The sequence below is a fragment of the Pollutimonas nitritireducens genome (assembly GCF_002849615.1).
In the GTDB taxonomy this organism is placed as follows: domain Bacteria; phylum Pseudomonadota; class Gammaproteobacteria; order Burkholderiales; family Burkholderiaceae_B; genus Pollutimonas; species Pollutimonas nitritireducens.
Window position 1 is genome coordinate 26,173 of sequence record NZ_PDNV01000011.1, and the last position, 26,118, is coordinate 52,290.

Below are 26,118 nucleotides of genomic sequence, written 5' to 3' on the forward strand. Positions count from 1 at the left end.
AACCGTCAGACGTTGAACAGGAAATTCAATACATCGCCGTCCTTGACGACATATTCCTTGCCTTCGGCGCGCATCTTGCCGGCTTCCTTGGCGCCCTGCTCACCCTTGAAGGCGACGAAGTCTTCAAATGCGATTGTTTGGGCTCGAATGAAACCACGTTCGAAATCGGTATGGATTACGCCGGCGGCATTTGGTGCGGTGTCGCCAATGTGGATGGTCCACGCGCGGACTTCCTTTACGCCGGCAGTGAAGTAGGTCTGCAGGCCCAACAGGCGGTAACCGGCGCGGATGACGCGGTTGAGGCCGGGCTCTTCCATGCCGATATCGGCCAGGAAGACGGCCTTGTCCTCTTCATCGAGATCGGCGATATCGGCTTCGACCGCGGCGCACACCGCTACCACAGGCGCATTCTCCGCCTCGGCATATTTCTGCACCGCCGCCAGATGCGGATTGTTCTCGAAACCGTCTTCCTTGACGTTGGCCACGTACATGGAAGGCTTGGCCGTAATGAAGCACAGCGGTTTCAATAATGCCATATCGTCTTCGTCCAGGCCCATCGAGCGTACGGGACGTGCCTGGTTCAACACGGGGAGGACTTTTTCAAGCAGCGCAACCATCTTGATGGCGTCCTTGTCGCCCGCACGCGCCGTCTTCTGGTGACGATGCAAGGCTTTCTCAGCGGCGGCAAGGTCGGCCAGGGCCAGTTCGGTGTTAATTACTTCAATATCGGACAGCGGGTCTATCGTGCCGGCGACGTGAATGACGTTTTCGTCTTCAAAACAGCGAACCACGTGGACGATGGCGTCCGTCTCGCGGATATTGGCCAGGAACTGGTTGCCCAATCCTTCACCCTTGGAGGCTCCGGCCACCAGGCCCGCGATATCGACGAACTCGACCACGGCAGGCAGTATGCGTTCGGGCTTGACGATTTCAGCCAGCGCGGCCAGACGCGAATCGGGTACTTCCACCACGCCCACGTTGGGCTCGATCGTGCAGAAGGGATAGTTCTCGGCGGCTATGCCAGCCTTGGTCAACGCATTGAAAAGGGTTGATTTTCCGACGTTGGGTAAACCAACAATGCCACATTGCAAAGCCATGAGTGTCCTGGAATAAAAAAATAAACGAAAACGCCCACTATTGTAGGTCGGAATGCATTGGTCGCGGATTACACCGCCATTTCAGGCACGAAGCGCAGCACCAGCCATACCACCAATAGAGGCCCGCCATTAAAGATGGCATGCAATAGCATGCTGGCGCCTATTCCGCGCATTACACGCAGCCAGGACAAGACCAAACCGGTCAACCACTGGGGCAAAACCAGCAAGGGCATCAACCACAAGGGCGTCTGATGCAGATTGAAGTTGTATAGGTGCACGCCGGCAAACAGCAATGCCGCCGAGTGGAATATCCATGGAAACCAGCGGCGGTACTTCAATCGGTAACGCCATGGCAAACTGCGTCGCGCATAGGACAAACCCAGCAGGTAGGGGAGCCAGCAAAGCGCCAGAATGGCGCCCACAAGCAGCATGGCCCCCCACGTAGCGCCCATGAACATCGCACCCACCGCCGCCGGGATTAGCCACCATGCCAAAGCCGGTCGGCGCAAGGCGTAGCGAAATACCAGCTCTTCAACGACAGGCGCCCACAGCAGCGCCTGCAACCAGGGAATATTCTGTATATCCAGACGATGGGTGGCGCCACCCGCGCCCGCGGCCATCACGGCGATCGGTCCGAGAAAGACCAGATTCACCGCCCAGAGGAAGCAGGCCCATTTGAACAGCCGCCCTACCGGCAGTCCGGGAAACCAGTCTTCCCACCATCCGTCGCCGACACGGCGGCCTGGCAGGCGCGGCCCGAATCGCGGACGCAACACAAACCGTACGAAATCGCGCAATTCGCCGCGAAAGCGCTCAGGCACGATTTGCCTCGTGCAATTGACTGGTGGCCTGCTGGAATTCGCCGCGCAGCAGTGCGGGCATGATCGCGCGGCAGCGGTCGATTGCCGACTCGATGTCCTTCAGCTCGTCGCGCTTGGGCATGTTCAGCACAAAGGCCGCAACCTGCTGCGCCAGTCCCAATGTACGTGGATGCCCTATTCCCAGGCGCAAGCGCCAAAATGCCGGACTGGCGAGCGCCGCCTGTATATCGCGCAATCCGTTATGCCCGGCATGCCCGCCGCCCTGCTTCAACTTCACATTGCCCGGCATCAGATCGAGCTCGTCGTGTAAAACGAGAACTTGCTCGGGAACCAGCTTGTAGAACCGCATCAGCCCGCCCGCCGCCTGGCCGGAGCGATTCATGAAGGTCGTGGGCTTGGCGATAATGACGGCCTCGCCTTCAAAACGTCCCTTGGCCACCCATGCGGAAAAGCTCTTCTCCAGCGAAAAGTCGGCTTTGAGGTCGTCTGCCAAATGGTCGGCCAGCCAAAAGCCGGCGTTGTGACGCGTCGCTTCATATTCCGGGCCGGGATTTCCTAAGCCGATGACAAGGCGTATGGGTGGGGTCATGAATCATGCCTGCAATAAAAGAAACCCCTGTCAGCTTACGCTAGGCAGGGGTCTTGCCGCGCAAGGTCCGATCAGCGCTGCATCGGGACCTTGCTTGGAACTAAGCCAATTACTGGGCTTCCGGGGCGGCCTCTTCGTCTGCCGCTGCGCTACCGGCCTTCACGTAGGCCGTTGCCACAACAGGACTGGTGTCGCCGGCGTGGGGGGTAAGCACCACACCCTTGGGCATGACGATGTCGGACATGTGCACCGTGGCACCGGCGAGCATCCCACCCAGGTCGACTTCGATGAACTGGGGCAGATTGGCGGGCAGGCATACGACTTCGACTTCGGTCAGCACGTGGCTGATGATGGCACTGCTAAGCTTGACGGCTGGCGATTTCTCGGCATTGATGAAGTGCAATGGCACTTTGGTCGTCAAGGCTTGCGAAGCATCGACACGTTGAAAATCGACGTGCAGCACCAACTGCTTGTACGGGTGCCATTGCACGGAGCGCAGCAACACCTGTTGCGACTTGCCGTCGAGGTCCATGCTGAGGATGGAAGCGTGGAACGATTCCTTGCGCAGAGCATGATAGATTTCGTTGTGGTCGAGTTCGATGCTTGCGGGCTCGGCGGTACCACCATAAACGATGGCTGGAACACGGCCAGCGTGGCGCAGGCGGCGGCTCGCACTCGTACCCTTATCGCTACGCGAAGTGGCGTTGAATTTCATGGAAAACTCCAAAAACTGGGGGCTTTATGCCCGTTGGAAAACGCAGCCGAAAGGCTGCGAGCGACTGTTGCCTGCCGCGACCAGCAAGCAACGGTATGGATTTAATCGACGAAAAGGGAACTGACCGATTCGGCGTGGGAAATACGTAATATGGTTTCGCCCAGCAACGACGCACAAGAAAGCTGGCGAATTTTCTTGCATGCCCGGGCGGCCTCGGAAAGCGGAATCGTGTCGGTGACAACCAGCTCGTCGAGTTCGGATTCGGCAATGCGCTGCACGGCGCCGCCCGAAAGCACGGGGTGCGTGCAATAGGCGTAGACGGTTACCGCGCCGCGTTCTTTCAAGGCCTGCGCCGCCTTGCATAAGGTACCGGCAGTGTCGACCATGTCGTCCATGATGATACAAGTGCGGCCATCGACTTCGCCGATGATGTTCATGACTTCGGAAACATTGGCGCGGGGACGACGCTTATCGATAATGGCCAGGTCGGCCTCAAGCTGCTTGGCCAGCGCCCTGGCGCGGACCACGCCGCCGATATCGGGAGACACAACCACCAGGTCCTGGTAGTTGCGACGCCAGATGTCGCCCAGCAAAAGCGGACCGGCATAGATGTTGTCGACCGGGATATCGAAAAAGCCCTGAATCTGATCGGCGTGCAGATCCATGGTCATGACGCGATCGACACCCACGACCTGCAACATATTGGCCACGACCTTGGCCGATATGGAGACACGAGCGGAACGCGGCCGGCGATCTTGCCGGGCATATCCGAAATAGGGAATGGCTGCCGTGATCTTGCCCGCTGAAGCGCGGCGCAAGGCATCGACCATCACCATTATTTCCATCAGGCTATCATTGGTGGGCGCACACGTAGGCTGCAATACGAAGACGTCCTTACCGCGAACATTTTCATTGATTTCGACCATGACTTCGCCGTCGGAGAAACGACCAACCGTCATTTTTCCGAGCGACATATCAAGGTGATTTGCAACATCGACCGCTAACCGGGTGTTAGCTGTGCCGGTAAAAATCATGAATCTGTCGTGTGTCATGATGGACGCTAAATGTGGCGTTGCGTTAAACAAAAAAGCTGCTGACCAGCACCGCCGTTAGGGGCCGACTCAACAGCTTTACGTTGACTGCAAGCCTGTATGGCTTGAAAAAGTGGCTGGGGAAGAAGGATTCGAACCTTCGCATGCTGGAATCAAAATCCAGTGCCTTAACCAGCTTGGCGATTCCCCAATTCAACTGCTTGTCCAGTGTCGTAGCGGATGCTCAAACAAACCAGGGCAAGCCCAGGCATTTTGAATAACCGCTGCGTCGTCGTTTTCACGATTCAGCATTCTACCGATTATTTGCTTCTGACACACTGCCGCTTGTTCGATCGTTACAAATTCAACGAAAAAGCAGGCACCGGATCCGGTCATTCTTGCGTTCAAACCTTGCTGTGCAAGCCACGTTGCCGCAGCCTTGACCCTGGGGTACTTTGCAAGAACTACTGGTTCAAGATCGTTGCGTCCGAAAAAACCGGCGACCCTATTGCCGTTTTCTGCTGCATCGATTGTGTACCAATCAGTAAAGACCGATATTGTGACCGAAGGTGAATCTCTTGTCAACTCAGGCGATAGAAAAACCCCCTGCGTCGGAACACTTTGCGCAGGCTGCACGACAACATAGGCGCGCTCGGGCAAACTCACGGGCGTGAGCACCTCACCTATTCCTTCGGCAAAGGCCGGTTCCCCGTGTATAAACACCGGTACATCGGCGCCAAGCGCAAGACCCAAACGCATCAACTGTGAACGCGATAAATTCGTCTGCCATAAACGATTCAATGCAATAAGCGTGGACGCGGCATCACTGGAGCCGCCTCCCAGGCCGCCACCCGGCGGTATTCTCTTGGTATAGCGTATTTGTGCACCGCGCTTTGTGCCGGTCGCGTGCTGCAAGGCCCGGGCGGCGCGCACGACCAGGTCGTCTTCGGCATCCAGTCCCGCATGCTGGCCTTCGCGCATGATACGGCCGTCATCACGCAGGTCGAAATCCAGCGTATCGTAAAAACCAATGAAACGAAAAACGGTCTGCAACAGATGGTAGCCATCGTCGCGACGCCCCGTGACATGCAGGAACAGATTGATCTTGGCCGGAGCCGGCACATCGTATAAAGCCATTAAGCGCCCCTCTCAGCCGCCATCCACGACGAGACGCATGCTGATGGTCCGATTCGGATCGTGGCGATTAAGCTGGAGCAGGCCAGGCCCCAAGGCATCGTAGCGCGACAATTGCACTCGCCACCCGTTCTGGGAGAACGTTGCGGGCTTGCCGTCGGGGCCGGCCTTCAGGCCCTGCACACTGTCGCTGCCGGTGTTGCCCCGCAGCCAATCGCGCAATCCTGCAACCGGTATCGGGCTGCCAAGTATCTGCTCTACCAATGCGTCGGGATGTACCGCCTGTTCCGTCGAGCCGTCGCTGCGGATAAGCGTTGCAGTGCCAGGCTCCACCTGCACGCGCGCCAACGTATTGCCCAGGGGGTTGGCTAGGTCGAGCATAAGCATGTTTCCCGAGTCGTGCCAGGAGAACCCGCCCTGCACAGCCTCTTGCTTGCCATCGGCATAATTCACGCTTAATGCAAAGCGTCCGCTGCGGTCGAACGACGCACCGGGTGTGGCACTGGTGATTGCTGGGGGTGTGGCGCACGCCGCGAGCACCAGACAGGTGAGTGCCGCACATAACCACCGCAGGTAAACGAAACGGAATGGTGTGGCGGTCATTTAAGCGTCACTCCAAGCCGCTTCAACGTGCCAAGCAGGGTTGCGTTTTTCCCATCGTTTTCCATGCCGGCACGCCAAATGCGCCTGGCTTCGGCAGTACGTTTGGAGACCCACAGCACCTCGCCCAAATGGGCAGCCACATCGGCTGTCGGCAGCTGATCGTAGGAACGCTGCAGATACTCCAGGGCAGCCTCGTAGTCCCCGGTACGGTACAGGTACCAACCAACGCTGTCGAGTATGAAGGGATTGTCGGGATCGAGTTCAAGGGCGCGTTCGAGGAGATCCTGCGCCTCTTCCAATTTGCGATTTTGATCCGCGTAGGTATAACCCAGCGAATTAAAGGCGTTGGCATTATTTGGATCCAGTTCGATGACGCGCTTCATGAGTTCTTCGAACTTGTCCATATTTCCTTGGCGCTCGTACAGCATGGCCAGGTCGTACTTGATTTCGGGTGTGTCCGGCAATTGCGCATCGGCCTTGACAAGGACCTCGACAGCTGTATCGCTGCGGCCCGCCTCGCGATAGATGGATGCAAGGGTGAGCGCGACAACCGAACGCTCGTGGTGGTCCTGGGGCTTAAGCCTATCGATACTGCGACGAGCCTGCGCCAGATCGCCTTTCTTGGCTTGAAGCACAGCTTTGTGAACCTGTGCCTGGAAACGCAGCATACTGTCGTCGATGAGGTCCAGCTGGACGATTGCTTCGTCCAGCTTGTTCTCCTTTTCGGCGATCTGGACCAGCAACAAACGGGCGTCCGAGGCATCGGCGGCGGCATTGCTGGCCTTGTCATTGATCGACTTGCGCCGCTGCGTTTGCACACTGATATATTCCTCAAGCAGCGCCTTGGCCTGCGGATATTGACCGGCGCGCATGTGAACCTCGGCCTCGGTGTAGAGCAGGTCGAAATCTTCGGGTGCATGTTGACGCATGGTGTCGACCTGCGCCAGGGCGGCATCAAACTCACGTTGTTCGACGAGGCGATTGACGAGCATGAGCTGGAGCTTTCGATTTTCGGGATGCTTGGCGATATAGGCCCGCGTCTCGTGCACGGCGACAACGGGATCCACCTTGAGGCCGTATTCCAGAATGCGCTGCGCGGCCATCTCGGAATTAGGATCCAGCGCAAGTGCCTGCTTGGCTTCGGCTACCGCCTGCACGGCATCGGCGGCTGCCCACGCCGCATCGGACAAGGCCAGGTGGGCAATAGGCAAGGACCGGGCGGAAGCCGGTAATGCCTGGTCCATTACGTCGAGTGCAACACGCTTGTCTGCCATCTTGCCGACAATGGCTGCTGCCTGGATGATGGCCTGCTCTTTATCTTCGGCCTGTTCTATGCGTGCCCGCAACGTTGCCGCCAGGCCGGCCGTCTGGCCGTTGGACGCCGCCAGTGCCAGCGACGAGGCCACGGCTTCGGGATCGTTGGGTGCAAGCAAAGCCCACTCGCGCGCTGCCTTCAAGGAGCGCGCCAAGTCTCGATCGGCCATGGATATCTGAAATGCCCGTTTCGCCAGGCGGGGGTCCGACGTCTCGCGTGCAAGGTCGAGCAGGGTCTGGCTGGCCATATCGAAATGTCCGCGCTGCGCAGCGATCTCGGCCGCCAGTATCCGATAAAGCGTATCGGCAGTAAGCTTGACCGCAGGAAGTTCACCCGCGCGCAAGCGTATCTGTTCAACCTGTTCCGGTGTCTTGACGGTCTGGGCCGCATGGGCTGGAACAGACCACGATGCAAAGACAGGCGCAAACAGCATGAACAGCAGGGGAATTTGACGTTTCATTAAAGAGAACCACCGCCGCTGCGCCGGAAATAAAGCGTCAGATGGCAAAATTACATACTCAGATTTAAGGATGTTATCACCCCCTTATGCCGGAACTACCAGAAGTCGAAACCACGCGTCGCGGAATAGCGACGATTATGCCGGGCCATGTATTAAAACAGTTTTTCGTGTATGAGCCCCGCATGCGCTGGCCCGTCCCCCCCGATATCGAACAGACCATCAGCGGACATGAAGTCGTCAGCTGCGAGCGCCGCGGCAAATATCTGTTGATCAACTTTGATCATGGAACGCAAATCATACATCTGGGAATGTCGGGATCACTGCGGCGGGCCGGGCTGGACGAGCCGCGTCGCAAGCATGATCACGCCGAGTGGCTATTCGACCATGCCCGATTCCTGCTGCATGATCCGCGCCGCTTTGGAGCAATACTGTGGCACGACAAGGCCAGGGGGCCGGTCGGCACGCACGCCCTGCTGCACAAGCTCGGCATAGAGCCATTCGACCCCCTGTTCACCGGTGCGTACCTGCATCGACGCTTGCACGCCAGGACGCTCTCGATCAAGCAGGCCCTGCTGGCCGGAACCATCGTGGTGGGCGTCGGCAATATCTATGCGTCCGAGTCGCTATTCCGCGCGGGCATCAACCCCCTTGCCGCGGCCGGAACAATCTCGCTGCAGCGATGCCACCGGCTGGTGGCAGCCGTACGGCAAACGCTGAGCGAAGCGCTGGCGTCCGGCGGTAGCACCTTGCGGGACTATGTCAACGCCACCGGCGAAGCCGGTGCGTACTTCGACATCTATGCAGCGGTCTATGAAAAGGCGGGCCGTCCCTGCAGCGCCTGCGGGACGCCCATACGACGGATAGTCCAGGGACAACGAGCCACCTACTATTGCCCGACATGCCAACGACGCTGATAACCCTTCATTTGCCTATAACGAACGGATTGCATATAAACAAATAGTGAGATATATTTTCAGCAACTTAACGGAGACTCCCTACTCATGAGCAAACAATTTGCCTCGCACGCCGATCTCGACGACAAGGCCGTTTCTTTCGAGAAACTATCCGACAATGCCTATGCCTACACGGCCGAAGGCGATCCGAACTCCGGCATCATTGTTGGCGACGACGCCGTCATGGTGATCGACACCCAGGCCACTCCCATCATGGCGCAAGACGTTATCCGACGAGTCCAGGAAGTCACCGACAAGCCCATCAAGTACATCCTGCTGTCGCACTACCACGCCGTGCGCGTGCTGGGTGCCTCGGCATATAACGCCCAGGAAATCATCGCAAGCCGCGACACCTACGACCTTATCGTGGAGCGCGGCGAGCAAGACAAGGCCAGTGAAATCGGCCGTTTTCCGCGCTTGTTCCGCAATGTCGAATCAGTACCGCCCGGCCTTACCTGGCCCACCATCACCTTCGACGGCGAAATGACGGTCAACCTGGGCAACCTCGAAGTCCAGATCCTTCAGGTTGGCCGCGGCCATACTAAGGGCGACACCATCGCATGGCTGCCAGACCAACGTATTCTGTTCGCCGGCGACCTGGTGGAATATCAATCCACCCCCTATGCCGGCGACTGCTACTTCCGCGAATGGCCACATACGCTCGACACGCTCGCCGAGTTCAACGCGGAAAAAATGGTGCCTGGGCGTGGCCCTGCGCTGAAATCGGCCGATGAAGTGCGCAAGGGCCTGGCCGGCACGCGCGCCTTCCTCACCGACCTGTATTCCTGCGTGAACAACGGCGTGGCGGCAGGCAGGGACCTTAAATCCATTTATCGCGAAACCTATGACTTCATGAAGCCGCGCTATGCCGACTGGGTCATTTTCGACCATTGCATGCCCTTTGACGTCTCGCGTGCGTACGACGAAGCCACTGGTTACGACGACCCGCGCATCTGGACAGCGGAACGCGACATTGAAATGTGGAAGCAGCTGGAAGGCTGATTGCCGCCGACTACATCAAAACAATAACGAGCAGCCACCAACATGAGGAGCAGCGGGTGGGAGACATCGACTATCAAGCCCTGGCGTTTGACTACAAGGCACGCCCGGCGCATGCGCCTGACCCGCACCGAATAGTGGTGGTCGGCGCCGGGCCGGTGGGGCTCAGCATGGCGCTGGACATCGCTGCGCACGGCCACAAGGTCGTGGTCATTGACGACGACAACCGCCTTTCCACCGGCTCGCGCGCCATATGCTTTGCCAAGCGCACCCTCGATATCTGGGACCGGCTGGGCGTGGGCGAGCGCATGGTGCAGAAGGGGATCTCGTGGAATGTGGGCCGGGTGTACTTCAAGGATAAAGAGGTCTGGAGCTTTGACCTCCTGCCCGAACCCGGGCACCGTCGGCCCGCCTTCATCAATCTGCAGCAATACTATTGCGAAGGCTATCTTTACGAGCAGGCCGACAACGATCCCAACATCGAGCTGCGCTGGAAGCACAAGGCGTCGGCGGTGCAAAACCATGACGATCACGTCGAGCTCACCGTCGACACGCCCGATGGTTCCTACATCCTGGCGGCCGACTGGCTCATCGCCTGCGATGGTGCGCGTTCACCCATACGGAAAATGATAGGCGAGGAAAGCCGCGGCCGGATCTTCCGGGATCGCTTTCTTATCGCGGACATCAAGACACAGGCTGAATATCCGCACGAACGCTGGTTCTGGTTCGATCCGCCCTTTCATCCGAACCAATCCGTCCTGCTGCACAGCCAGCCCGACAATGTGTGGCGCGTCGACTTCCAGCTAGGCTGGGATGCCGATCCCGCCGAAGAGATCAAGCCCGAAAAAGTGATTCCGCGCATCCGCGCGCTGCTGGGTCCGGATACCCAGTTCGAGCTTGAGTGGGTAAGCGTCTATACCTTCGCCTGCGAACGCATGGACAGATTCCGTCACGGCCGCCTGCTCTTCGCCGGTGACGCCGCGCACCGCGTATCGCCCTTTGGCGCGCGCGGCGCCAATAGCGGCGTGCAGGACGCGGACAATCTTGCCTGGAAACTGGACCTGGTGCTGCGCGGGGCCTCACCGCCATCGCTGCTGGATACCTACGCCAGCGAACGCGAGCAAGCGGCAGACGAGAACATTCTTTGCTCCTCGCGATCCACCGATTTCATCACACCCAAAAGCGAAATGAGCCTGTTATTCAGGAATACCACGCTAAGGCTGGCCAACCACTACGAATTCGCCCGAAGGCTGGTTAACAGCGGCCGGCTTTCACTGCCATGTTCGTACATCGGCTCCAGCCTGACCACCGCCGACGGCGACGAATTTCCCACTGCCCAGCCCTTGGGCGCCGCCGTGCCGGGCGCCGCCGCGCCGGACGGCCCTGTATCGTTCAACGGCCGACCGGGCTGGTGGCTGGATCAACTGCATAAGGGTTTCACACTGGCGGTGTTCTGCACGACAGCCGTGCCCAACCCGGCAACCTTGCTGGAACTCGCCTGCCTGCAAGATTTTCCCATCGCGGTGAATATCGTACTCGTGCTGCACCGCGACCTGGCCGACTCGGCGCCTGCGGGCATGACGGCCGTCGTCGACCGCGATGCGCTTCTGGAACGCCGCTACGACGTGCAGGATGGCGCCTGCTATCTCTTACGCCCGGACCAGCACATTGCCGCGCGTTGGCGCCAAGTCAATACACCGCAAATTCTGGACGCATTACGGCGCGCCACCGGCACGCTTGAGGCGGTGACGCTATGACACAACTTTCCACGCAGTCCAACTTTGCCGTTCCAGATGAATTCTATGAATGCCTTATCGACGCCCACCGGGATTTATCAGCAGAACAAAGCCACGCCATGAACGCCGCCCTGGTTTTACTGCTGTCGAATCACATCGGCGATATGAATGTGATCCGCGACGCACTTATCAAGGCGCGCGCCACTGTTGAACACGCGGACTGAAACCCGCTCAGGAGCCATTCAAATGACGAAACTCGATTATCAAACCGGCTTCGGCAATAATTGCGCCACGGAAGCCCTGCCGGGCGCTTTGCCGGTGGGACGCAATTCGCCGCAAGTTTGCCCCTATGGCCTGTACGCCGAACAGTTATCGGGAACCGCCTTTACCGTTCCCCGCGCCGAAGGCCGTCGATCCTGGCTATATCGCATACGCCCTGCCGCGTTGCAAAAACCGTTCGAACCCTTCGATGGCGCCCGGTCATGGACACAGCAATTTGGAGACGGGCCTGTCACCCCGAACCGGCTGCGCTGGAACCCTGTCGAAATTCCCGTCGAACCCACCGACTTTATCGAAGGCATGATCACCTGGGCCGGTAACGGAAACAGCAACGACCTGAGTGGTGTCAGCATCAATTTATATGCGGCCAATCGGTCCATGGAAAATCGTTACTTCTATAACGCAGACGCCGAAATGCTGATTGTGCCGCAGGAAGGCCGGCTGCGGCTGGCCACCGAGCTCGGCCTTATCGACATCGAGCCCTGCGAGATCGCCGTCATACCGCGCGGCTTGCGGTTCCGTGTAGAACTGCATGGCACGATCGCTCGCGGCTATATGCTGGAAAATTTTGGCTCGGTATTGCGCCCCCCGGAGCTGGGCCCCATCGGTTCCAACGGTCTGGCCAACGTGCGTGACTTTCAGGTCCCGGTTGCCTGCTACGAAGATGTCGAAGGCGATTTCGAGCTCATCGCCAAATTTACTGGCGCCTTCTGGCGTACGGCGCTGCCTCACTCGCCACTCGACGTCGTGGCCTGGCACGGCAGCAATGCGCCCTACAAATACGACCTGCGCCGCTTCAACACCATAGGCTCGATCAGCTACGACCATCCGGACCCCTGCATCTTCACAGTACTTACATCGCCCTCAGACACGCCGGGCGCCGCCAACATGGATTTCGCCATATTTCCGCCGCGCGTCCTCGCCATGGAAAACACCTTCCGTCCGCCATGGTTTCATCGCAATATCGCGGGCGAGTTCATGGGCCTGATCCGGGGCGTGTACGACGCCAAGGCCGAGGGCTTTTCACCCGGCGGCGCCAGCCTGCACAATTGCATGACAGCCCATGGTCCCGATGTCGAGACCTTCGAGAAAGCCTCGAATGCCGACATCAGCCAGCCGCATTACATACGCGATACCATGGCGTTCATGTTCGAGACACGTCGGGTAATCCGACCCACCGCCGCTGCCCTGTCGGCAAGCACGCTGCAAACTGATTACGACGCGGCATGGTTGGGGTTCAAGAAACATTTCAATCCGGCAAAACCGTAAACGATCAAGGACACCTATCTACATGGCTTATTTGAATGAAACGCACGACCCATCCCTCCAAAGCTGGGTCGCTTCGGCCAACGTGGCCGAGAATGGCTTCCCCATTCAGAACCTGCCATTTTCAGTCTTTCGCATAGCCGGCAGTTCACAGGCGTTTCGTCCGGGCGTAGCCATTGGCGACCAGGCGCTCGATCTGGCGGCGCTCGCCAAGATACGGCCCTTTAAGGGCATCGCCCAGGAAGCCCTGGACGCCTGCCGGGCCGGCCAACTGAATGGCCTGATGGGCCTGGGAAAGGCGCACTGGTCGGCATTGCGCCTGGAACTCTCGCGCGCGCTGCGCACCGGTTCGCCATTGCAGCACACGCTCGAACCGATGTTGCACAATCAGTCAGAGCTCGACTTCGAACTGCCCGCCCATATCGGCGACTACACCGATTTCTATATCTCCTTGCATCACGCCACAGCCATCGGTAAACAGTTCCGCCCTGATAACCCATTGCTGCCCAACTATAAGTGGGTGCCTATCGGCTACCATGGCCGCGCTTCCAGCATCGGGGTTTCGGGCCAGGCGTTTGCCCGTCCAGTTGGCCAGACGCGTCCCGGCACCGATGGCGGCACACCGGGCTTCGGACCTTGCGAACGCCTAGATTTCGAACTGGAATTGGGCATATTTGTCGGACAAGGCAACGATCTGGGTGAACGCATCGCCATCACCGAAGCTGAATCTCATGTGTTCGGACTCTGCATACTGAACGATTGGTCGGCGCGCGATCTGCAGGCCTGGGAATACCAGCCTTTGGGCCCCTTCCTGGCCAAGAATTTCGCCAGCACCATTTCTCCATGGGTGGTCACTCTGGAAGCGCTCGCGCCTTTCCGGACCGCTTTCCAGCGCAACCCCGACGATCCCCAGCCCTTGCCCTACCTCACATCCGCCGACAACAAGGCGTCGGGCGCTTTCGATATTGGGCTGGACGTACTGCTCAGCACGCAGCAGTCGCGCGCCTCCAACGCGGAACCAGCCCTTCTTTCCCGCAGCAATTTCAAGGAAGCGTACTGGAGCATCGCACAGTTGCTCACGCACCATACGGTCAACGGGTGCAACCTGCAGCCGGGCGACCTGCTGGGCACGGGAACCCTATCGGGTCCCGAACAAGGCCAGGAAGGTTCGCTGCTGGAGCTGAATCAGGGTGGAAAGAAACCTGTCAAACTGCCTTGGGGCGAAGAACGTCTATTCCTGCAGGACAACGACGAAGTCATCTTGAGGGCAAGATGCAGCAAGCCCGGCTACCCCACCATCAGCCTGGGCGAATGCGCGGGTACCGTGCTGCCTGCCAAGGTTTAGAGTATTTTCGGTTCAAGTGTTTACGGCACTTTGCTTCAGTGAGGCTGTTCTGTTCTGATGAGTTGTCCGGTGTTAATGGCGTTGTCTGGCTCCGATGACGTTGTCTGGTGCTAATGACGTTGTCTGGCTCCGATGACGTTGCCCGCGGTGGATGGGGGGCAGTCCGGCACGGCGTGCTTGTTTCCGCGTCTGCCTCGTCCAGCCGGGCGTCGGCCGAACTCCCTGCGCTTCGCTCCGGTCAGACAGCGACCGACGACACCCCCCGGCTTCCCTTCGTCAGCCCGCGGCGCACGCCTACACGCCGGACTGCCCCCCATCCACCCCGTACAACTGCGCAATAGGAAACTTGCCGGCCTTACGCTGTCAAAGGCCAGCAAACCCGTCGTGAAGGACTTCTCGCCGAGATGGGTGCAATCGGTCTCTTGGCTAGGCCAACCGCGTTGATTGAACCGGTCTATCTCTAGAAGTGGAATCCGTGGTTGGCTTGGCGTACACGATGGTTAGCGCGCTCGTCCAAGCCTCGCTCCTGCAAAAAGGTGGGTGTGTCGGGGACTGTGCAGGCGCCTCGCGCACGCCGTTTCGGTCAGTCCCATCGAGGAGGCAAGACCGCGGCTGTCTGAGCCCGGCGGGTGTCGGGCCACTGGCCCGACCGGGCGAGTTCCGCGGTCGCCTCGATGGGGCTGGCCGAAACGGGTACCCGTGGCAACGCCACGGGCGTAGCGCGCGAAGCCGAAACAGGCCGCGACACACCCGCCTTTCTAAAGAACGAAAAGTCCTCCCCCACACACCCGCCTTTCTAAAGAGCGAAAAGCCGTCCCGATGAACGAAAAGCCGCCCCGATGAACGAATAGCCGTCCGCAACGCCTTCGCGCGGCATTACGGCGCCAGGATTACGGTACCAGCATCTTGCCCGGGTTCATCAGACCGTCGGGATCCAGTACCTGCTTGATGCGCCGCATCAGCGCCAGTTCGACAGGGTCTTTATAGCGCGGCAAGGCGTCGCGCTTTAACTGCCCCACGCCGTGTTCGGCGCTGATCGAACCGCCAAACTCATGAACGCTGTCGTGCACCAATTGGTAAACCGCGTCCTGTTGCGCGAGTAGTTCCTCTTCAGTGCGGGCCTGGCCTTTGGCCACGTTGTAGTGCAGGTTGCCATCGCCCAGGTGCCCAAAGATGACGTGCTGGATGCCCGGGAAATTGGCCTGCAGGGCCGCATTTGTGGTTTGAACAAAGTCCGCCATGCGCGACACGGGAATCGAGACGTCGTGCTTGATGCTTTTTCCAAATGCCTTTTCCGCCAAGGGTATGCTTTCACGCAAATGCCAAAGCGCCTTGCTTTGTGTGATGTTTTCCGCAATGACGGCATCCTGCACCAGTCCGGCCTCGATAGCGGCTCCGACCACTGCCTCGAAACGCTCGCGCGCATGGTCGGCGCTTTCGCTGTCGGACAATTCGAGCAACGCATACCAAGGCATGCGGGCGGCATCGCCTTCGAAAGGGATGCGCTGCTGCGGATAACATTCCACCACGCCCTGGAGGCAGTTTCCGGCGATCAGCTCGAAACCCGTGAGCGCGGCGCCGAAACCGTTGCGAGCGGCCGAGAGCACCGACACGGCGTCTTCGATGGATTCCAGCGCAAGCAGAGCCGTGCACTGGGCAACCGGCATGGGATACAGCTTCAGGGTGGCTGCGGTAATGATCCCCAGCGTGCCTTCGCTGCCGATATATAAATTGCGCAGGTCGTAACCGGTATTGTCTTTGCGCAAGCCGCGCAAGCCATTCCAGATCTCGCCTTGCGCAGTAACCACTTCGACACCTAAAACGAGGTCGCGCGTGTTTCCGTAGCGCAACACCTGGGTGCCACCCGCGTTCGTGGCCAGATTGCCGCCCACAGTGCAACTGCCTTCGGCGGCAAGACTCAAGGGAAACAGACGTTGCACATCGCGAGCCGCCTGCTGTACGGACTGCAGCACGCAGCCGGCTTCGACCACCATCGTGTCGTTTTCGGTGTCGACACTGCGCACGCGGTTGAGCCTTGTGAGCGACAGGACGACGGCCTGGCCGCTTGAGTCCGGTGTAGCGCCGCCGCACAAGCCCGTATTGCCGCCTTGAGGGACCATGGGCACTTTATTGGCGGCGCACCACCGCACCACTTGAGCCACCTCGTCGGTGGAGCCGGGCTTGACGACCGCCAGCGCATTGCCGCGATAACGGCCGCGCCAGTCGACGATGTAGGGCTGCGCCTCTTCACCCGTCAATACATATTGTTGGCCCAACAGCTGTACTAGTTCGTCTACTCGACTCATCATCTACCTTCTGCGAATAAAATGCCCGGAGGCTCATTTTAAGACAGATAAGGTCGCGCCATCACGGCGTCCGCAGACAATCCGGCATCGTCGTCAGGAATCCGCCATAATCTGCTCAATACACATGTTTTTCAAGGATGCATCGTGACCGACTCCCAGCCACTGCCCAGCGCCGTATTCAAGGCCTACGATATTCGCGGTACCGTACCGGAACAGCTCAACCCTCAATTCGCCCATTTGCTGGGGCTGGCCCTGGCCGAGCGGGCACGCAGCGAAGGCATCACCACGCTGGTCGTGGGCTACGACGGTCGGCTCAGCAGCCCGGACTTGTCCCTGGCGTTGCAAAAGGGCCTGATGCAGGGCGGGATAAATACCATTGACGTCGGCATGGTGCCCACGCCGCTGGTCTATTTCGCCACGCACACCGAAAAAACCGGCTCCGGGGTCGCCATCACCGGAAGTCACAACCCACCGAACTATAACGGCTTCAAGATGATGATGGGCGGCAAGACGTTGCACGGCGACGATATCCAGGCGCTAAAGCAGATCATGACGCGCCTTGATGCAAGCGCAACGCAGGCCACGCCCGGCCGTCGCAGTGCCCTCGAGCTGGTGGATACCTACGTGGAGCGCGTGAGCGGCGATGTAAAGCTGGCCCGTCCCATGAAGATCGCGATCGATTGCGGCAATGGCGTAGGCGGCGTTATCGCCACGCAGTTATTCAAAGCCCTGGGTTGCACCGTCGACGAACTGTTTTGCGATGTGGATGGCAGCTTTCCCAATCACCACCCCGATCCCGCCGATCCGCACAATCTGGAAGACCTCATCCGACATGTCAAAGAAACGGATTGCGAACTCGGCCTGGCCTTTGACGGCGACGCTGATCGCCTGGGCGTGGTCACCAAGTCCGGCGCCATCATCTGGCCGGACCGCCAGCTGATCCTGTATGCACGCGATATCCTGCAACGCCAGCCCGGCTCCACCATCATCTTCGACGTGAAATGCAGCCGGCACGTCGCTCGCGCCATTGAAGAGGCCGGCGGCACGGCATTGATGTGGAAAACCGGGCATTCGATGATCAAGGCCAAGCTGGCCGAGACCGGTGCGCCGCTGGCGGGAGAAATGAGCGGCCACATCTTCTTCAAGGAACGCTGGTACGGTTTTGACGACGGGCTCTATACCGGTGCGCGCCTGCTTGAAATCCTCTCGCGCCATGAGCATCCGTCCGCTCTGCTGGAAGCGCTTCCGCAAGACATCTCCACGCCGGAACTCAAGCTGGAAATGCAAGAAGGCCAGCCTCACGACCTGATCAACCGGCTGCAAAAAGAAGCCAGCTTCCCGAAAGCGACCAGCATCAACACGATTGATGGCGTGCGCGCCGAGTACAAAGACGGTTTCGGCCTGGCGCGCGCATCGAACACCACACCGGTGGTCGTGCTGCGTTTCGAAGGCGATACGCAGGAGGCCCTGGATGATATCCAGGCGGAGTTCCGGTTGGCCCTGAACAGACTGATTCCCGACATCGCCCTGCCTTTCTGATACAGGGCAGTCGGGCCGGTCTAGGCAGGCCGGCTCAGTACCTGATACAGGCCCACGTGCTTTTGCACGATTTTATGGATATCGAACTCCTGTTCGGCCAATTGCCTGCCCGCCGCACCCATCCTGCGGCGCAAGGCGTCATCTGTAGCCAGGCCGACCACGGCATCGGCGAGCGCCCTGGCATTGTGCGGGGGCACCAATAGTCCCGATACGCCCGGCTCGATGGCATCCCTGCACCCCGGCACGTCGGTGGTCACGACGGCACGTCCGCATGCGGCCGCCTCGACCAGCGATTTAGGCAGACCTTCACGATAGGAAGGCAGCACGGCAATGTGCGAGCGCTGATACAGTGCCGCAATGTCCGACCGTTCGCCCAGGCATTCGACCAACCCTTCCGTGCGCCAACGTTCGAAGTCCGCCTGGCTGATGCTGGCCGGATTACCCGGATCGGGACTGCCCACCAGCACCCAACGCAAGCCGCTGGCATGGCCGGCCGTCAGGCGTGCCGCCTCGACGAATTCCATCACGCCCTTGTCGTGCAATAAACGCGCCGCCATGATGGCCACCGGCGGCCCTTCAGGTTCAGGGGCCGGCTGGAACGCCTCCAGATCCACGCCCGAACCGCGTATCAACACGACCTGTCCTGGCCTGACTACCTTGGCTTCCTGCAATACGTCGCGGTCATTGGTGTTCTGGAAGATCACCCGACTGTTCGGATGGCCCAGCGCCACGCGGTAGAGCAGTGTCGCGGCCGATCTCAGGAAATCGAAACCTCCGTCGCGCTTGCTGAAGACAAAGCCAAGACCGGAAATAGCCGCAATATAGGCCGGCACGCCGGCAAGCCTGGCCGCGATTCCGCCGTACAACACCGGCTTGATAGTCACGGCATGCACGACATCTGGCCGCAAACGCCTCAAGAGCTTCCATAAAGCGTAGATGCTCTGAATCTCTTCGACCGGGTTTTTCCCGCTGCGCGACATGGGAACGATATGGTGCACCAGACCATGGCTGAGGATTTCCGGCACCGTGGCGCCAGCCATGGTGGCAACATGCACCTCGAAACCCGCCTCTTGCGCGCCCAAGGCCAGGGGCAGGCGATGCGATAGAAAAAATGCGGGATTGTTGACGACAAACAGCAACCGCGGTGCGCCGCCTCCGTCGGACTGGCCGTCATGGACGTACGAGGCCCTCGGCGCGGCATCGTGCCGGACGGGAAAGTCGGCCGCCAGACGACGCCAGACCACATGATAAGCGTTGACCATGGCCTCCAGGCTGAACAGCCGCCCCACCCGTTCGCGCCCCGCCTGCAGGCGCTCTTGCATGTCCTCTGTGCCAAGATGCGCCACCGCCTGGTTCAAGGCCTGCGACAAGGCCAGGGGATTCTGCGGTACAGCCACCCACCCGGAGTCGCCGACGATGCGCGCCGCATCGCCCACATCGGTCACGACGCATGCAACGCCGGTCGCCATTGCTTCGGCCACGACGTTCGGAAAACCTTCGGCCAGGCTAGATAGCACGTGAATATCCAGCCCGTTCATCAGGCGGGGCACATCATCGCGCCTGCCCAGCAGCTTCACTTTGTCGACGATGCCGTGACGGGCGATCAGCGCCATGAGTTCGGCATTGGACGTATCGACGCCGTGACCGATCAGCACGCATCGCAGAGTGGGATTATGTTGCGCGCTGAGAGCAAAGGCCGCCAGCAAGTTGGTATGGTCCTTCAGCGGGTTCCAGCGCGCCACGCTGCCTATGACGATCTCGTTTCCGGTCCAACCCCATTCGGTACGCAAGGCGGCGCGCGCGGCCGGGTCAGGTTGCCAGCATGTCAAGTCATAACCGTTGGGAATGACCAGCATGCGGTCGGCCCGGTATCCCCATTGCTGATGGCGCTGTGCGGCGTTTTCGGCACACGCTACGATGACCGCAGGCACGAGTCGCGAAACGCGGGCGCACAGCCACGACAATACCCGGGCAGACCGGCTGCTCTTGGAGAGGTCTGCGCCGGAGTTGCGGATACCCCATGAGACCGCCTCGATACCTGCCAGACGCGCCACCACCCCTCCGATGAGGTCGGCATGGTACATCCAGGTCTGCACCACGTCGGGTCTAAGCTGGCGCAGCAACTGATGCATGCGCCACAGTCCCTTGACCGCCCCCACGGGAGACTTCATGTCCAGTGTGTACACCGCAATGCCGGCAGCACGAAGGCGCGGCCCGAAAACCCCGGCGTCGCCCATGCTGATCACGCAATGCCGGTCGCTCTGGATCGGGGCGGTAAGCAGCCGGTGCAACACTGTTTCGGCGCCGCCGTGTCCCAGGCCCGAAATGATATGCACAACATGCAGGGGATCCCGGTTACTGAATTCGTAGTCACTCATACCTGAACTTCCTGGCTGTTGGGTTGCTGGACGCTGGCAATCAACCCGTCCCATTGATGCAATATTTCTGGCAGTGCATAACGATCGCGAACCGAAACGGCCGCATGCTTGCCCAATACGCCGCGCAAGACTGGATCAGTCATCAACTGCGCCATGGCGGCAGCCAGCGCCTGGTCGTCGCCCAAGGGCACCAGCAACGCATCTTCGCCGTCGCGGCTCAGCTCGCGCGGACCGCTGGGGCAATCGACGGTGACGCAGGCAACGCCCAGCGCCATCGCCTCAAGCAACACATTCGGAAAACCTTCCACTTCCGATGCCAGTACAAACACGTCCGCCGCAGCGAGTTCCTCCCACGGCGTACTGGTACGGCCTGGGAGAAACACGCGGCCCTCGAGTCCGGCCGTCTGCACCATGGACATCAGTTCCGGTCGCAGCGGACCTTCACCCCAGATGTACAAATCCCACTCCGGAAAATCTCCGGCAAGGGTGCCGTAGGCAAGGATAAGCGGCCCAAAGCGCTTTACCGGCATCAGCCTGCCCATGGCGACCATCCGACGACGCCTGGGGGCCGATTCCAGTCTCTGTACATCGCGAACCGGAAGCGCCCCGGCCAATTCGGGCGGCAAGGGATTCGGGATAACTGCAATACGTCGTAGGGTCGGCACCATTTTTTGAAAGGATGCCACACTGTCCTGGGACTGCACCGTAACCAGGCTTGCCCATGGATAGGTGTGGCGGCGCAGCCACACCAAGGCCCTGCCCGCACTGCTGCTGACCGACGGGTTGGTGCGTTCGCACACGATCGTGGACACATCGAGCCCGCGTGCCGCCAGCAATACCATTACATTCACGTTGGTCAGGAAGGAGACCACGACATCCGGCCGGGTCTCCTTGATCAGGCGGCGCATCGCAAACCACTTGGCGACACTGGCAAACCATGTCCTGCCCAGCCAGCCCATGCGGTCGGCCAGCCATGTCAATTCGACGCCGGCGTCGAGCGGATAGAAAAGACTGCCTTTTTTGGTATAGCTGGGTACGAGCGTAACGTGATCGCCGCGCTGGGCCCAGGCGCTGGCCAGCGTCGCGGCCACCCGTTCGGCGCCTCCGGCGTGCATGGAACTGACAAAAAACAATATCTTCATGGCTGTCCCGGATCGGGCGCCTGGCCATGCTCGAGCCAGGCCTGGGTCATGATGATGCTCCATAGGTGGGTGCTCCAGTCATGCGTACCGGATTGATGCTCCCGCCATTTGCGTTCTATGGGTTCCGCATGAAACAGACCTTGCTGGCGCAGGGCTGCGGGATCCAGCAGGGCCGCCGCCCAGTCCTTGAGCGGGCCGCGCAGCCATACGGCCAACGGAACTGAAAAGCCTTTTTTCGGACGATCGATCATCTGGCGCGGCACGTGACGATACAGCAACTGGCGCAGCAGCCACTTGCCCTGTCCGTCACGTATCTTGTAATTGCGAGGCAGGCGTTGAGCGAACTCGAACACATGGTGATCGATCATCGGAACACGCGTCTCAAGACTGCTGGCCATGGCCGCCCGATCAACTTTCACGAGAATATCGTCAGGCAGATAGGTCAAGGCGTCCAGCAACATCATGCGCTCGAAAATCGCATCGCCAGACGACTCGTCAAATGGCGTGGACGGCAGCTCGGCGCCTATCACGACCTGGGACGGATCGTTCCAGTACGATACGAATTGTTGATAGAAAGTACCCGCATGCTCGGCGCGCAGTACCTGGGCCAGCTTCTGGAACTGATCCTGCCTGCGGCCTACCCCGCACAGCTTCGCACCCACACCGGCCGCCGCTGCCATAGGCATGCGCAACAAGCCTGGCATGGACTCGCGCTTGTCCCACCATTGCCTGGCTCGAAAATACCGGGAATAGCCGCCGAACAATTCGTCACCGCCATCGCCGGACAAGGCAACCGTGACATGACGACGCGCCATGCGCGTGACAAGTATGGTCGGAATCTGCGAGGAATCGGCAAATGGCTCGTCGTAGATGCCGGCTAGGCCGGGCACGACGGCAAGGGCATCGGCTGAGCTGACATAGAGCTCGGTGTGTTCGGTGCCGAGGTGTCCGGCCACCGCCTTGGCATGTTCGGCTTCGTTGAAAGCGGGTTCGTCGAAACCGATGGAAAATGTCTTCACCGCCTGTGCATTGCTTTTTTGCATCAAGGCGACGACGACCGACGAGTCAATGCCTCCGGAAAGAAAGGCACCCAGGTCGACATCGGAAATCATCTGGCCTTTCACTGCCGTGCCCAGCACGGATTCCAGCGCATCCACCGCCTCGGCGTCCGTACCGAAAGACAGCGGATCGGTACGTGCATGATCGGCGACTTCCTGCGCAGACCAATAGTGCTGGGGCACAGGAAGCGTGGCGTGCTGGCGCTGTTCTTCCGAAAGCTGTACCCAGCAGCCGGGCGCCAGCTTACGGATGGCGCTGTAGATACTGTAAGGGGCCGGAATATAGTTGTGCCGTACAAGCAGGGACAAGGCCTTGCGATCGGGGCGCTTGTCGAAGCCTGGGATATCGGTCAAGCCCTTGAGCTCGGACGCAAACACGAAATTGCCCGCCACGAATCCCATATACAGCGGCTTCTCGCCCATACGGTCGCGCATCAGCGTCAGCGTTCGTTCCTGCCGGTCCCACAAAGCGATGGCAAACATGCCGGTGGCCGCCTGCAGGGTCTTCTGGACGCCCCACGCCGCAAATCCGGCCAGCACCGTTTCCGTGTCCGAATGGCCGCGCCAAACGGGCGCGTGTCCCTGGCCTTCCAGCAACGTGCGCATGTCGAGGTGATTGTAAATTTCGCCGTTCAGTATCAGGACATAGCGTCCACAGGCCGATACCATGGGCTGGTGGCCGGCCGCCGTCAGGTCCAGGATGGCCAGGCGCACGTGACCCAGCGCCAGGCCGGCACCCTGGTCTTCCCAATAGCCTTCGCTATCGGGTCCGCGGTGCCGCAAGCGGTGGCAGCCCTTCCGGATAATGTCTTCTTTGTCGGGCAGTGGGCCCCATAATCCAACAATTCCGCACATAATCAGCTCGCTTCAAACAAATGGCCCCACAACGCCATGACACGCGTCGTGGAAAACCGGTCACGCACGTCGGTCGCTCTACGCGCGTACGCCTCCCGTTGTTGCCGATGGGCCATCATATCGGACAAATGGGCTGCCAACGCTTCGTCGTCTTCAGGCGGATTCACCAATACGCCATCAATGCCATTGCGAACGATCTCACGCGGGCCGGTCTCGCAGTCGAAGGCGACCGGCGCCAGCCCGCTGGCCATCGCCTCAAGCAATGTATTCGATAAACCTTCGACGCGGGAGCTGAGCACATACAGGTCGGACTGCGCATACCACTCACCCACGTTGCCGACTCGGCCCGGCATGCTGATGCGCGAGGCAAGCCCTGCGGCATCGATCTGGTCCTGCAGGGCTTCACGACTATCACCCTCGCCGAGAATGATCAGGTCCCACTCAGGGAAGTGTCCGGCAATCGCCTGGAAAGCCTTGATGAGCAAATCGAAGCCCTTGTGGGGATGCAGGCGACCCGCTGCCAGCAGACGGTAGCGCCCCTCCCTGGCGGGCGGAACCACCAGCGGCTCATCATTTTCCAGCGGCCAGCGCACGGCATTGGGAATGACGGTCACGTGCGCCCCGGGTACATGTTGTTCCAGCCATGCGGCCGTGCCTGACGTAAGCGCAACCACTGCCGACGCCTGGGGATAAGCCCATCGGCGCAGACGCGACCACATATCTGGAAGATCCTGGGAAGGAGGATGGGTATGTTCCGTAGCGATGACACGGCAGGACTGGCCGCGGGCCGCCAAAATGGCCAGGATCGATGCGGTCGTCATCATGCCCAGCACGATAGTGGGACGCTCACGCTTGATGAGACGGCGTAAAGTCCATACCCGGCGCAGATTGGACAGGATGGCGCTGATCTTGCCCTTGCTGAACGTTGCCGTACCCAATGCATAGCGCTTCACGGCATTATGCAAAGCGTAGACATCGGTACTGGCATCCGCCTGGGTCACCAGCGTAACGCGATAGCCGCGCCGCACCCAATAGGCACTAAGATCCGCCGCGACACGTTCGGCTCCCCCACCGCTCAGGGAGTGTATGACGATCATCAGATGGGGCTGGAAACGCGAGGAACTCAAGGCAATACCTGTAGAAGAAACTATTTGGACTTGACCATCACCGGAGCGGGCCGCAAGGCCACGACAACATAGCAAATATAGGACAAGGCATACATCATGCTGGTCGCCAGCATGATTCCAGCAGGCCCCATCACCGGGGCCAGAACCAGGTTCATGACGGCTTTCAAAATAAAATTCGCCACGGCAATGGCGGCCATGATCCGGTAGCGGTTCTGGCTGGCCAGCAACTGGACCAATATCAGCACGCCGAAATAAAACGGCATCTGCAACAGGCCCCAGCGCAGCACATGGGCAACGGTTTCCGTGTTCTGCGCGGTGAAGGCCCCGCGCTCGAACAACAAGGCCACCCCCCACGGCGCCAGCCACCAACCCAGCACAGTCACCACGCCGCCGCCAAGCAGCATCAGTACCGACCACTTGAGCGCTGTTGTCCTTGCCCGCCCGGCGTCTCCCCTGCTCTGGATATCGGCCAGTACGGGCAAGGCCGCGCGCCCGACCGATGCCGCGCCTATGCCCAGTAGCAATGATAATAGCCGGCTTGCGTACCCCAGCGTGGAGTTGGCATTGGCACCCAGGTTCGCTGCGGTGTACTGGTCGATCGGCCCGACAAAGCTCATGGCCACTTGCCCGATCAACATCACGCCCGCCGCCTTGACCAGGTCGGGCCACTGGTGCGACGTGAAGCCCAGCCGCGGCCTTCCCCACATACCATCGGCCCGGGCCGCCAACCACAGCAGCCAGATCGACTGGATCAGGTAACCCACCAACGTACCCCACAACAGCGGACCTACGTCATCGACGGTGGCTGCAAGCAGCACCCAGACCAGGATGACCACGGCCGGCACGCTGTCGAGCAGGGTATTGATATGGCGTTCGTGGGCACGCAATCGCGCCGCGCTGATACCGGTCATGAGGGTCAGCAACGCGGCTGGCGCGAACGCCAATGTAAGCTGTGCGCTCATCTGTCTGGCTTCGGGTGCAAGGCCCTGGCCTGCAAAATCCAGCACCCATGGCCACGCCACATAGATGAACACGGCCAGGACCGTTCCTATGCCTATCACCCAGCCCTGCAGCTCGCCCAGAAAGCGCGCCCTGCTGCCCCGGTCTTCCGAGCGCGTGCGCACCAGTACCGGTATCAGGACGACAGACAATGCGCCGACGATGGTAATAGGCAGCCAGTTCGCCATGGTCATGGTGAACTGGTAGGCATCGACGGCATTGCTCACGCCATAACGGTAGGCAACCGCCATTTCCTTGAATGCACCCGCCGCTTTGCCAAGCAACAAAAAAAAGGCCACGCGCATTGCACCCTGTGCAATGCGTCTGTGGTCGGAATGCAGGCCGGAAAGACGCTGTTTCAGGCTTTTCAA

21 protein-coding genes, 1 tRNA gene and 1 pseudogene are annotated in these 26,118 nt (G+C 60.0%); 7 read left to right on the forward strand and 16 right to left on the reverse strand.

Annotated features, from left to right (window positions below; all coding sequences use genetic code 11):
* Positions 1 to 5 precede the first annotated feature (5 nt).
* The 9 genes from ychF to CR155_RS16510 form a co-directional block, all read right to left on the reverse strand.
* The gene (gene ychF, locus CR155_RS16470) at positions 6 to 1,097 is read right to left on the reverse strand and encodes a redox-regulated ATPase YchF (RefSeq protein WP_102071138.1); all 1,092 of its coding nucleotides are present in this window, start codon (positions 1,095 to 1,097) and stop codon (positions 6 to 8) included.
* A gap of 68 nt (positions 1,098 to 1,165) precedes the next feature.
* Complete coding sequence (locus CR155_RS16475; RefSeq protein WP_102071139.1) at positions 1,166 to 1,921, reverse strand: CPBP family glutamic-type intramembrane protease; 756 nt, start codon at positions 1,919 to 1,921, stop codon at positions 1,166 to 1,168.
* Positions 1,911 to 2,507 carry an aminoacyl-tRNA hydrolase gene (pth, locus tag CR155_RS16480; RefSeq protein ID WP_102071140.1) on the reverse strand — a complete coding sequence of 199 codons (597 nt, stop codon included), beginning with the start codon at positions 2,505 to 2,507 and terminating at the stop codon, positions 1,911 to 1,913. Before pth ends, CR155_RS16475 begins: the two co-directional genes overlap by 11 nt.
* 109 nt (positions 2,508 to 2,616) lie before the next feature.
* Positions 2,617 to 3,222 carry a 50S ribosomal protein L25/general stress protein Ctc gene (locus tag CR155_RS16485; RefSeq protein WP_102071141.1) on the reverse strand — a complete coding sequence of 202 codons (606 nt, stop codon included), beginning with the start codon at positions 3,220 to 3,222 and terminating at the stop codon, positions 2,617 to 2,619.
* A 101-nt stretch (positions 3,223 to 3,323) separates the two neighbouring features.
* Entirely contained in the window at positions 3,324 to 4,274 is a 951-nt protein-coding gene (locus CR155_RS16490) for a ribose-phosphate pyrophosphokinase (protein ID WP_199171796.1), read from the reverse strand.
* A gap of 113 nt (positions 4,275 to 4,387) precedes the next feature.
* Positions 4,388 to 4,464 (reverse strand) — tRNA-Gln (locus CR155_RS16495).
* Positions 4,465 to 4,466: 2 nt separating this feature from the next.
* A complete protein-coding gene (gene ispE / locus CR155_RS16500; protein ID WP_102071143.1) occupies positions 4,467 to 5,390 on the reverse strand; it encodes a 4-(cytidine 5'-diphospho)-2-C-methyl-D-erythritol kinase in 924 nt (307 codons plus the stop codon).
* Positions 5,391 to 5,402: 12 nt separating this feature from the next.
* A complete protein-coding gene (lolB, locus tag CR155_RS16505) occupies positions 5,403 to 5,990 on the reverse strand; it encodes a lipoprotein insertase outer membrane protein LolB (RefSeq protein ID WP_102071144.1) in 588 nt (195 codons plus the stop codon).
* The gene (locus CR155_RS16510) at positions 5,987 to 7,765 is read right to left on the reverse strand and encodes a tetratricopeptide repeat protein (RefSeq protein WP_102071145.1); all 1,779 of its coding nucleotides are present in this window, start codon (positions 7,763 to 7,765) and stop codon (positions 5,987 to 5,989) included. The genes lolB and CR155_RS16510 overlap by 4 nt, the downstream gene beginning before the upstream one ends.
* 86 nt (positions 7,766 to 7,851) lie before the next feature.
* Here CR155_RS16510 and mutM point away from each other — a divergent pair, with 86 nt between their 5' ends.
* From mutM to fahA, 6 genes are all read left to right on the forward strand, one after another.
* Entirely contained in the window at positions 7,852 to 8,679 is an 828-nt protein-coding gene (gene mutM / locus CR155_RS16515; RefSeq protein WP_102071146.1) for a bifunctional DNA-formamidopyrimidine glycosylase/DNA-(apurinic or apyrimidinic site) lyase, read from the forward strand.
* Between the two features lie 87 nt (positions 8,680 to 8,766).
* The gene (locus CR155_RS16520) at positions 8,767 to 9,720 is read left to right on the forward strand and encodes an MBL fold metallo-hydrolase (RefSeq protein WP_102071147.1); all 954 of its coding nucleotides are present in this window, start codon (positions 8,767 to 8,769) and stop codon (positions 9,718 to 9,720) included.
* Between the two features lie 56 nt (positions 9,721 to 9,776).
* The gene (locus CR155_RS16525; RefSeq protein WP_102071230.1) at positions 9,777 to 11,474 is read left to right on the forward strand and encodes an FAD-dependent oxidoreductase; all 1,698 of its coding nucleotides are present in this window, start codon (positions 9,777 to 9,779) and stop codon (positions 11,472 to 11,474) included.
* Entirely contained in the window at positions 11,471 to 11,677 is a 207-nt protein-coding gene (locus CR155_RS16530) for a DUF2783 domain-containing protein (protein WP_102071148.1), read from the forward strand. Before CR155_RS16525 ends, CR155_RS16530 begins: the two co-directional genes overlap by 4 nt.
* A gap of 22 nt (positions 11,678 to 11,699) precedes the next feature.
* Positions 11,700 to 13,001, forward strand: a complete 1,302-nt coding sequence (gene hmgA, locus CR155_RS16535; protein ID WP_102071149.1) for a homogentisate 1,2-dioxygenase — start codon at positions 11,700 to 11,702, stop codon at positions 12,999 to 13,001.
* A gap of 22 nt (positions 13,002 to 13,023) precedes the next feature.
* Positions 13,024 to 14,343, forward strand: coding sequence for a fumarylacetoacetase (fahA, locus tag CR155_RS16540; protein WP_102071150.1), 1,320 nt, complete (start codon positions 13,024 to 13,026; stop codon positions 14,341 to 14,343).
* An 890-nt stretch (positions 14,344 to 15,233) separates the two neighbouring features.
* Here the strand turns inward: fahA and CR155_RS16545 are convergent.
* Positions 15,234 to 16,649: an FAD-binding oxidoreductase gene (locus CR155_RS16545; RefSeq protein ID WP_102071231.1), complete on the reverse strand. Its 1,416-nt coding sequence runs from the start codon at positions 16,647 to 16,649 to the stop codon at positions 15,234 to 15,236.
* Positions 16,650 to 16,793: 144 nt separating this feature from the next.
* Here CR155_RS16545 and CR155_RS16550 point away from each other — a divergent pair, with 144 nt between their 5' ends.
* Positions 16,794 to 18,188, forward strand: coding sequence for a phosphomannomutase/phosphoglucomutase (locus CR155_RS16550; protein ID WP_102071151.1), 1,395 nt, complete (start codon positions 16,794 to 16,796; stop codon positions 18,186 to 18,188).
* Positions 18,189 to 18,208: 20 nt separating this feature from the next.
* Here CR155_RS16550 and CR155_RS21395 read toward each other — a convergent pair whose 3' ends face one another.
* The 6 genes and pseudogenes from CR155_RS21395 to murJ all read right to left on the reverse strand — a co-directional run bounded on the left by CR155_RS21395 (position 18,209) and on the right by murJ (position 26,118).
* Positions 18,209 to 19,327 (reverse strand): glycosyltransferase family 4 protein, encoded by a 1,119-nt coding sequence (locus CR155_RS21395; protein ID WP_369406186.1) that lies wholly within the window; start codon positions 19,325 to 19,327, stop codon positions 18,209 to 18,211.
* Between the two features lie 213 nt (positions 19,328 to 19,540).
* Positions 19,541 to 20,620: pseudogene (locus tag CR155_RS21400) on the reverse strand (glycosyltransferase); the annotation flags it as partial.
* Positions 20,563 to 21,708, reverse strand: coding sequence for a glycosyltransferase family 4 protein (locus CR155_RS16560; RefSeq protein ID WP_102071153.1), 1,146 nt, complete (start codon positions 21,706 to 21,708; stop codon positions 20,563 to 20,565). The gene CR155_RS16560 and the pseudogene CR155_RS21400, both read right to left, overlap by 58 nt.
* Complete coding sequence (gene asnB, locus CR155_RS16565) at positions 21,705 to 23,621, reverse strand: asparagine synthase (glutamine-hydrolyzing) (protein ID WP_102071154.1); 1,917 nt, start codon at positions 23,619 to 23,621, stop codon at positions 21,705 to 21,707. The genes CR155_RS16560 and asnB overlap by 4 nt, the downstream gene beginning before the upstream one ends.
* Positions 23,622 to 23,623: 2 nt before the next feature.
* Positions 23,624 to 24,718, reverse strand: coding sequence for a glycosyltransferase family 4 protein (locus tag CR155_RS16570; RefSeq protein WP_102071155.1), 1,095 nt, complete (start codon positions 24,716 to 24,718; stop codon positions 23,624 to 23,626).
* 50 nt (positions 24,719 to 24,768) lie between these two features.
* Positions 24,769 to 26,118 (reverse strand): murein biosynthesis integral membrane protein MurJ, encoded by a 1,350-nt coding sequence (gene murJ, locus CR155_RS16575; RefSeq protein ID WP_102071156.1) that lies wholly within the window; start codon positions 26,116 to 26,118, stop codon positions 24,769 to 24,771.

Excerpts from the sequence above, each read along its gene's own strand:
- ychF (WP_102071138.1), bottom strand. The coding sequence starts at position 1,097 with ATGGCTTTGCAATGTGGCATTGTTGGTTTACCCAACGTCGGAAAATCA.
- pth (WP_102071140.1), bottom strand. The coding sequence starts at position 2,507 with ATGACCCCACCCATACGCCTTGTCATCGGCTTAGGAAATCCCGGCCCG.
- CR155_RS16485 (WP_102071141.1), bottom strand. The coding sequence starts at position 3,222 with ATGAAATTCAACGCCACTTCGCGTAGCGATAAGGGTACGAGTGCGAGC.
- CR155_RS16490 (WP_199171796.1), bottom strand. The coding sequence starts at position 4,274 with ATGACACACGACAGATTCATGATTTTTACCGGCACAGCTAACACCCGG.
- ispE (WP_102071143.1), bottom strand. The coding sequence starts at position 5,390 with ATGGCTTTATACGATGTGCCGGCTCCGGCCAAGATCAATCTGTTCCTG.
- lolB (WP_102071144.1), bottom strand. The coding sequence starts at position 5,990 with ATGACCGCCACACCATTCCGTTTCGTTTACCTGCGGTGGTTATGTGCG.
- CR155_RS16510 (WP_102071145.1), bottom strand. The coding sequence starts at position 7,765 with ATGAAACGTCAAATTCCCCTGCTGTTCATGCTGTTTGCGCCTGTCTTT.
- mutM (WP_102071146.1), top strand. The coding sequence starts at position 7,852 with ATGCCGGAACTACCAGAAGTCGAAACCACGCGTCGCGGAATAGCGACG.
- CR155_RS16520 (WP_102071147.1), top strand. The coding sequence starts at position 8,767 with ATGAGCAAACAATTTGCCTCGCACGCCGATCTCGACGACAAGGCCGTT.
- CR155_RS16530 (WP_102071148.1), top strand. The coding sequence starts at position 11,471 with ATGACACAACTTTCCACGCAGTCCAACTTTGCCGTTCCAGATGAATTC.
- hmgA (WP_102071149.1), top strand. The coding sequence starts at position 11,700 with ATGACGAAACTCGATTATCAAACCGGCTTCGGCAATAATTGCGCCACG.
- fahA (WP_102071150.1), top strand. The coding sequence starts at position 13,024 with ATGGCTTATTTGAATGAAACGCACGACCCATCCCTCCAAAGCTGGGTC.
- CR155_RS16545 (WP_102071231.1), bottom strand. The coding sequence starts at position 16,649 with ATGAGTCGAGTAGACGAACTAGTACAGCTGTTGGGCCAACAATATGTA.
- CR155_RS16560 (WP_102071153.1), bottom strand. The coding sequence starts at position 21,708 with ATGAAGATATTGTTTTTTGTCAGTTCCATGCACGCCGGAGGCGCCGAA.
- asnB (WP_102071154.1), bottom strand. The coding sequence starts at position 23,621 with ATGTGCGGAATTGTTGGATTATGGGGCCCACTGCCCGACAAAGAAGAC.
- CR155_RS16570 (WP_102071155.1), bottom strand. The coding sequence starts at position 24,718 with ATGATCGTCATACACTCCCTGAGCGGTGGGGGAGCCGAACGTGTCGCG.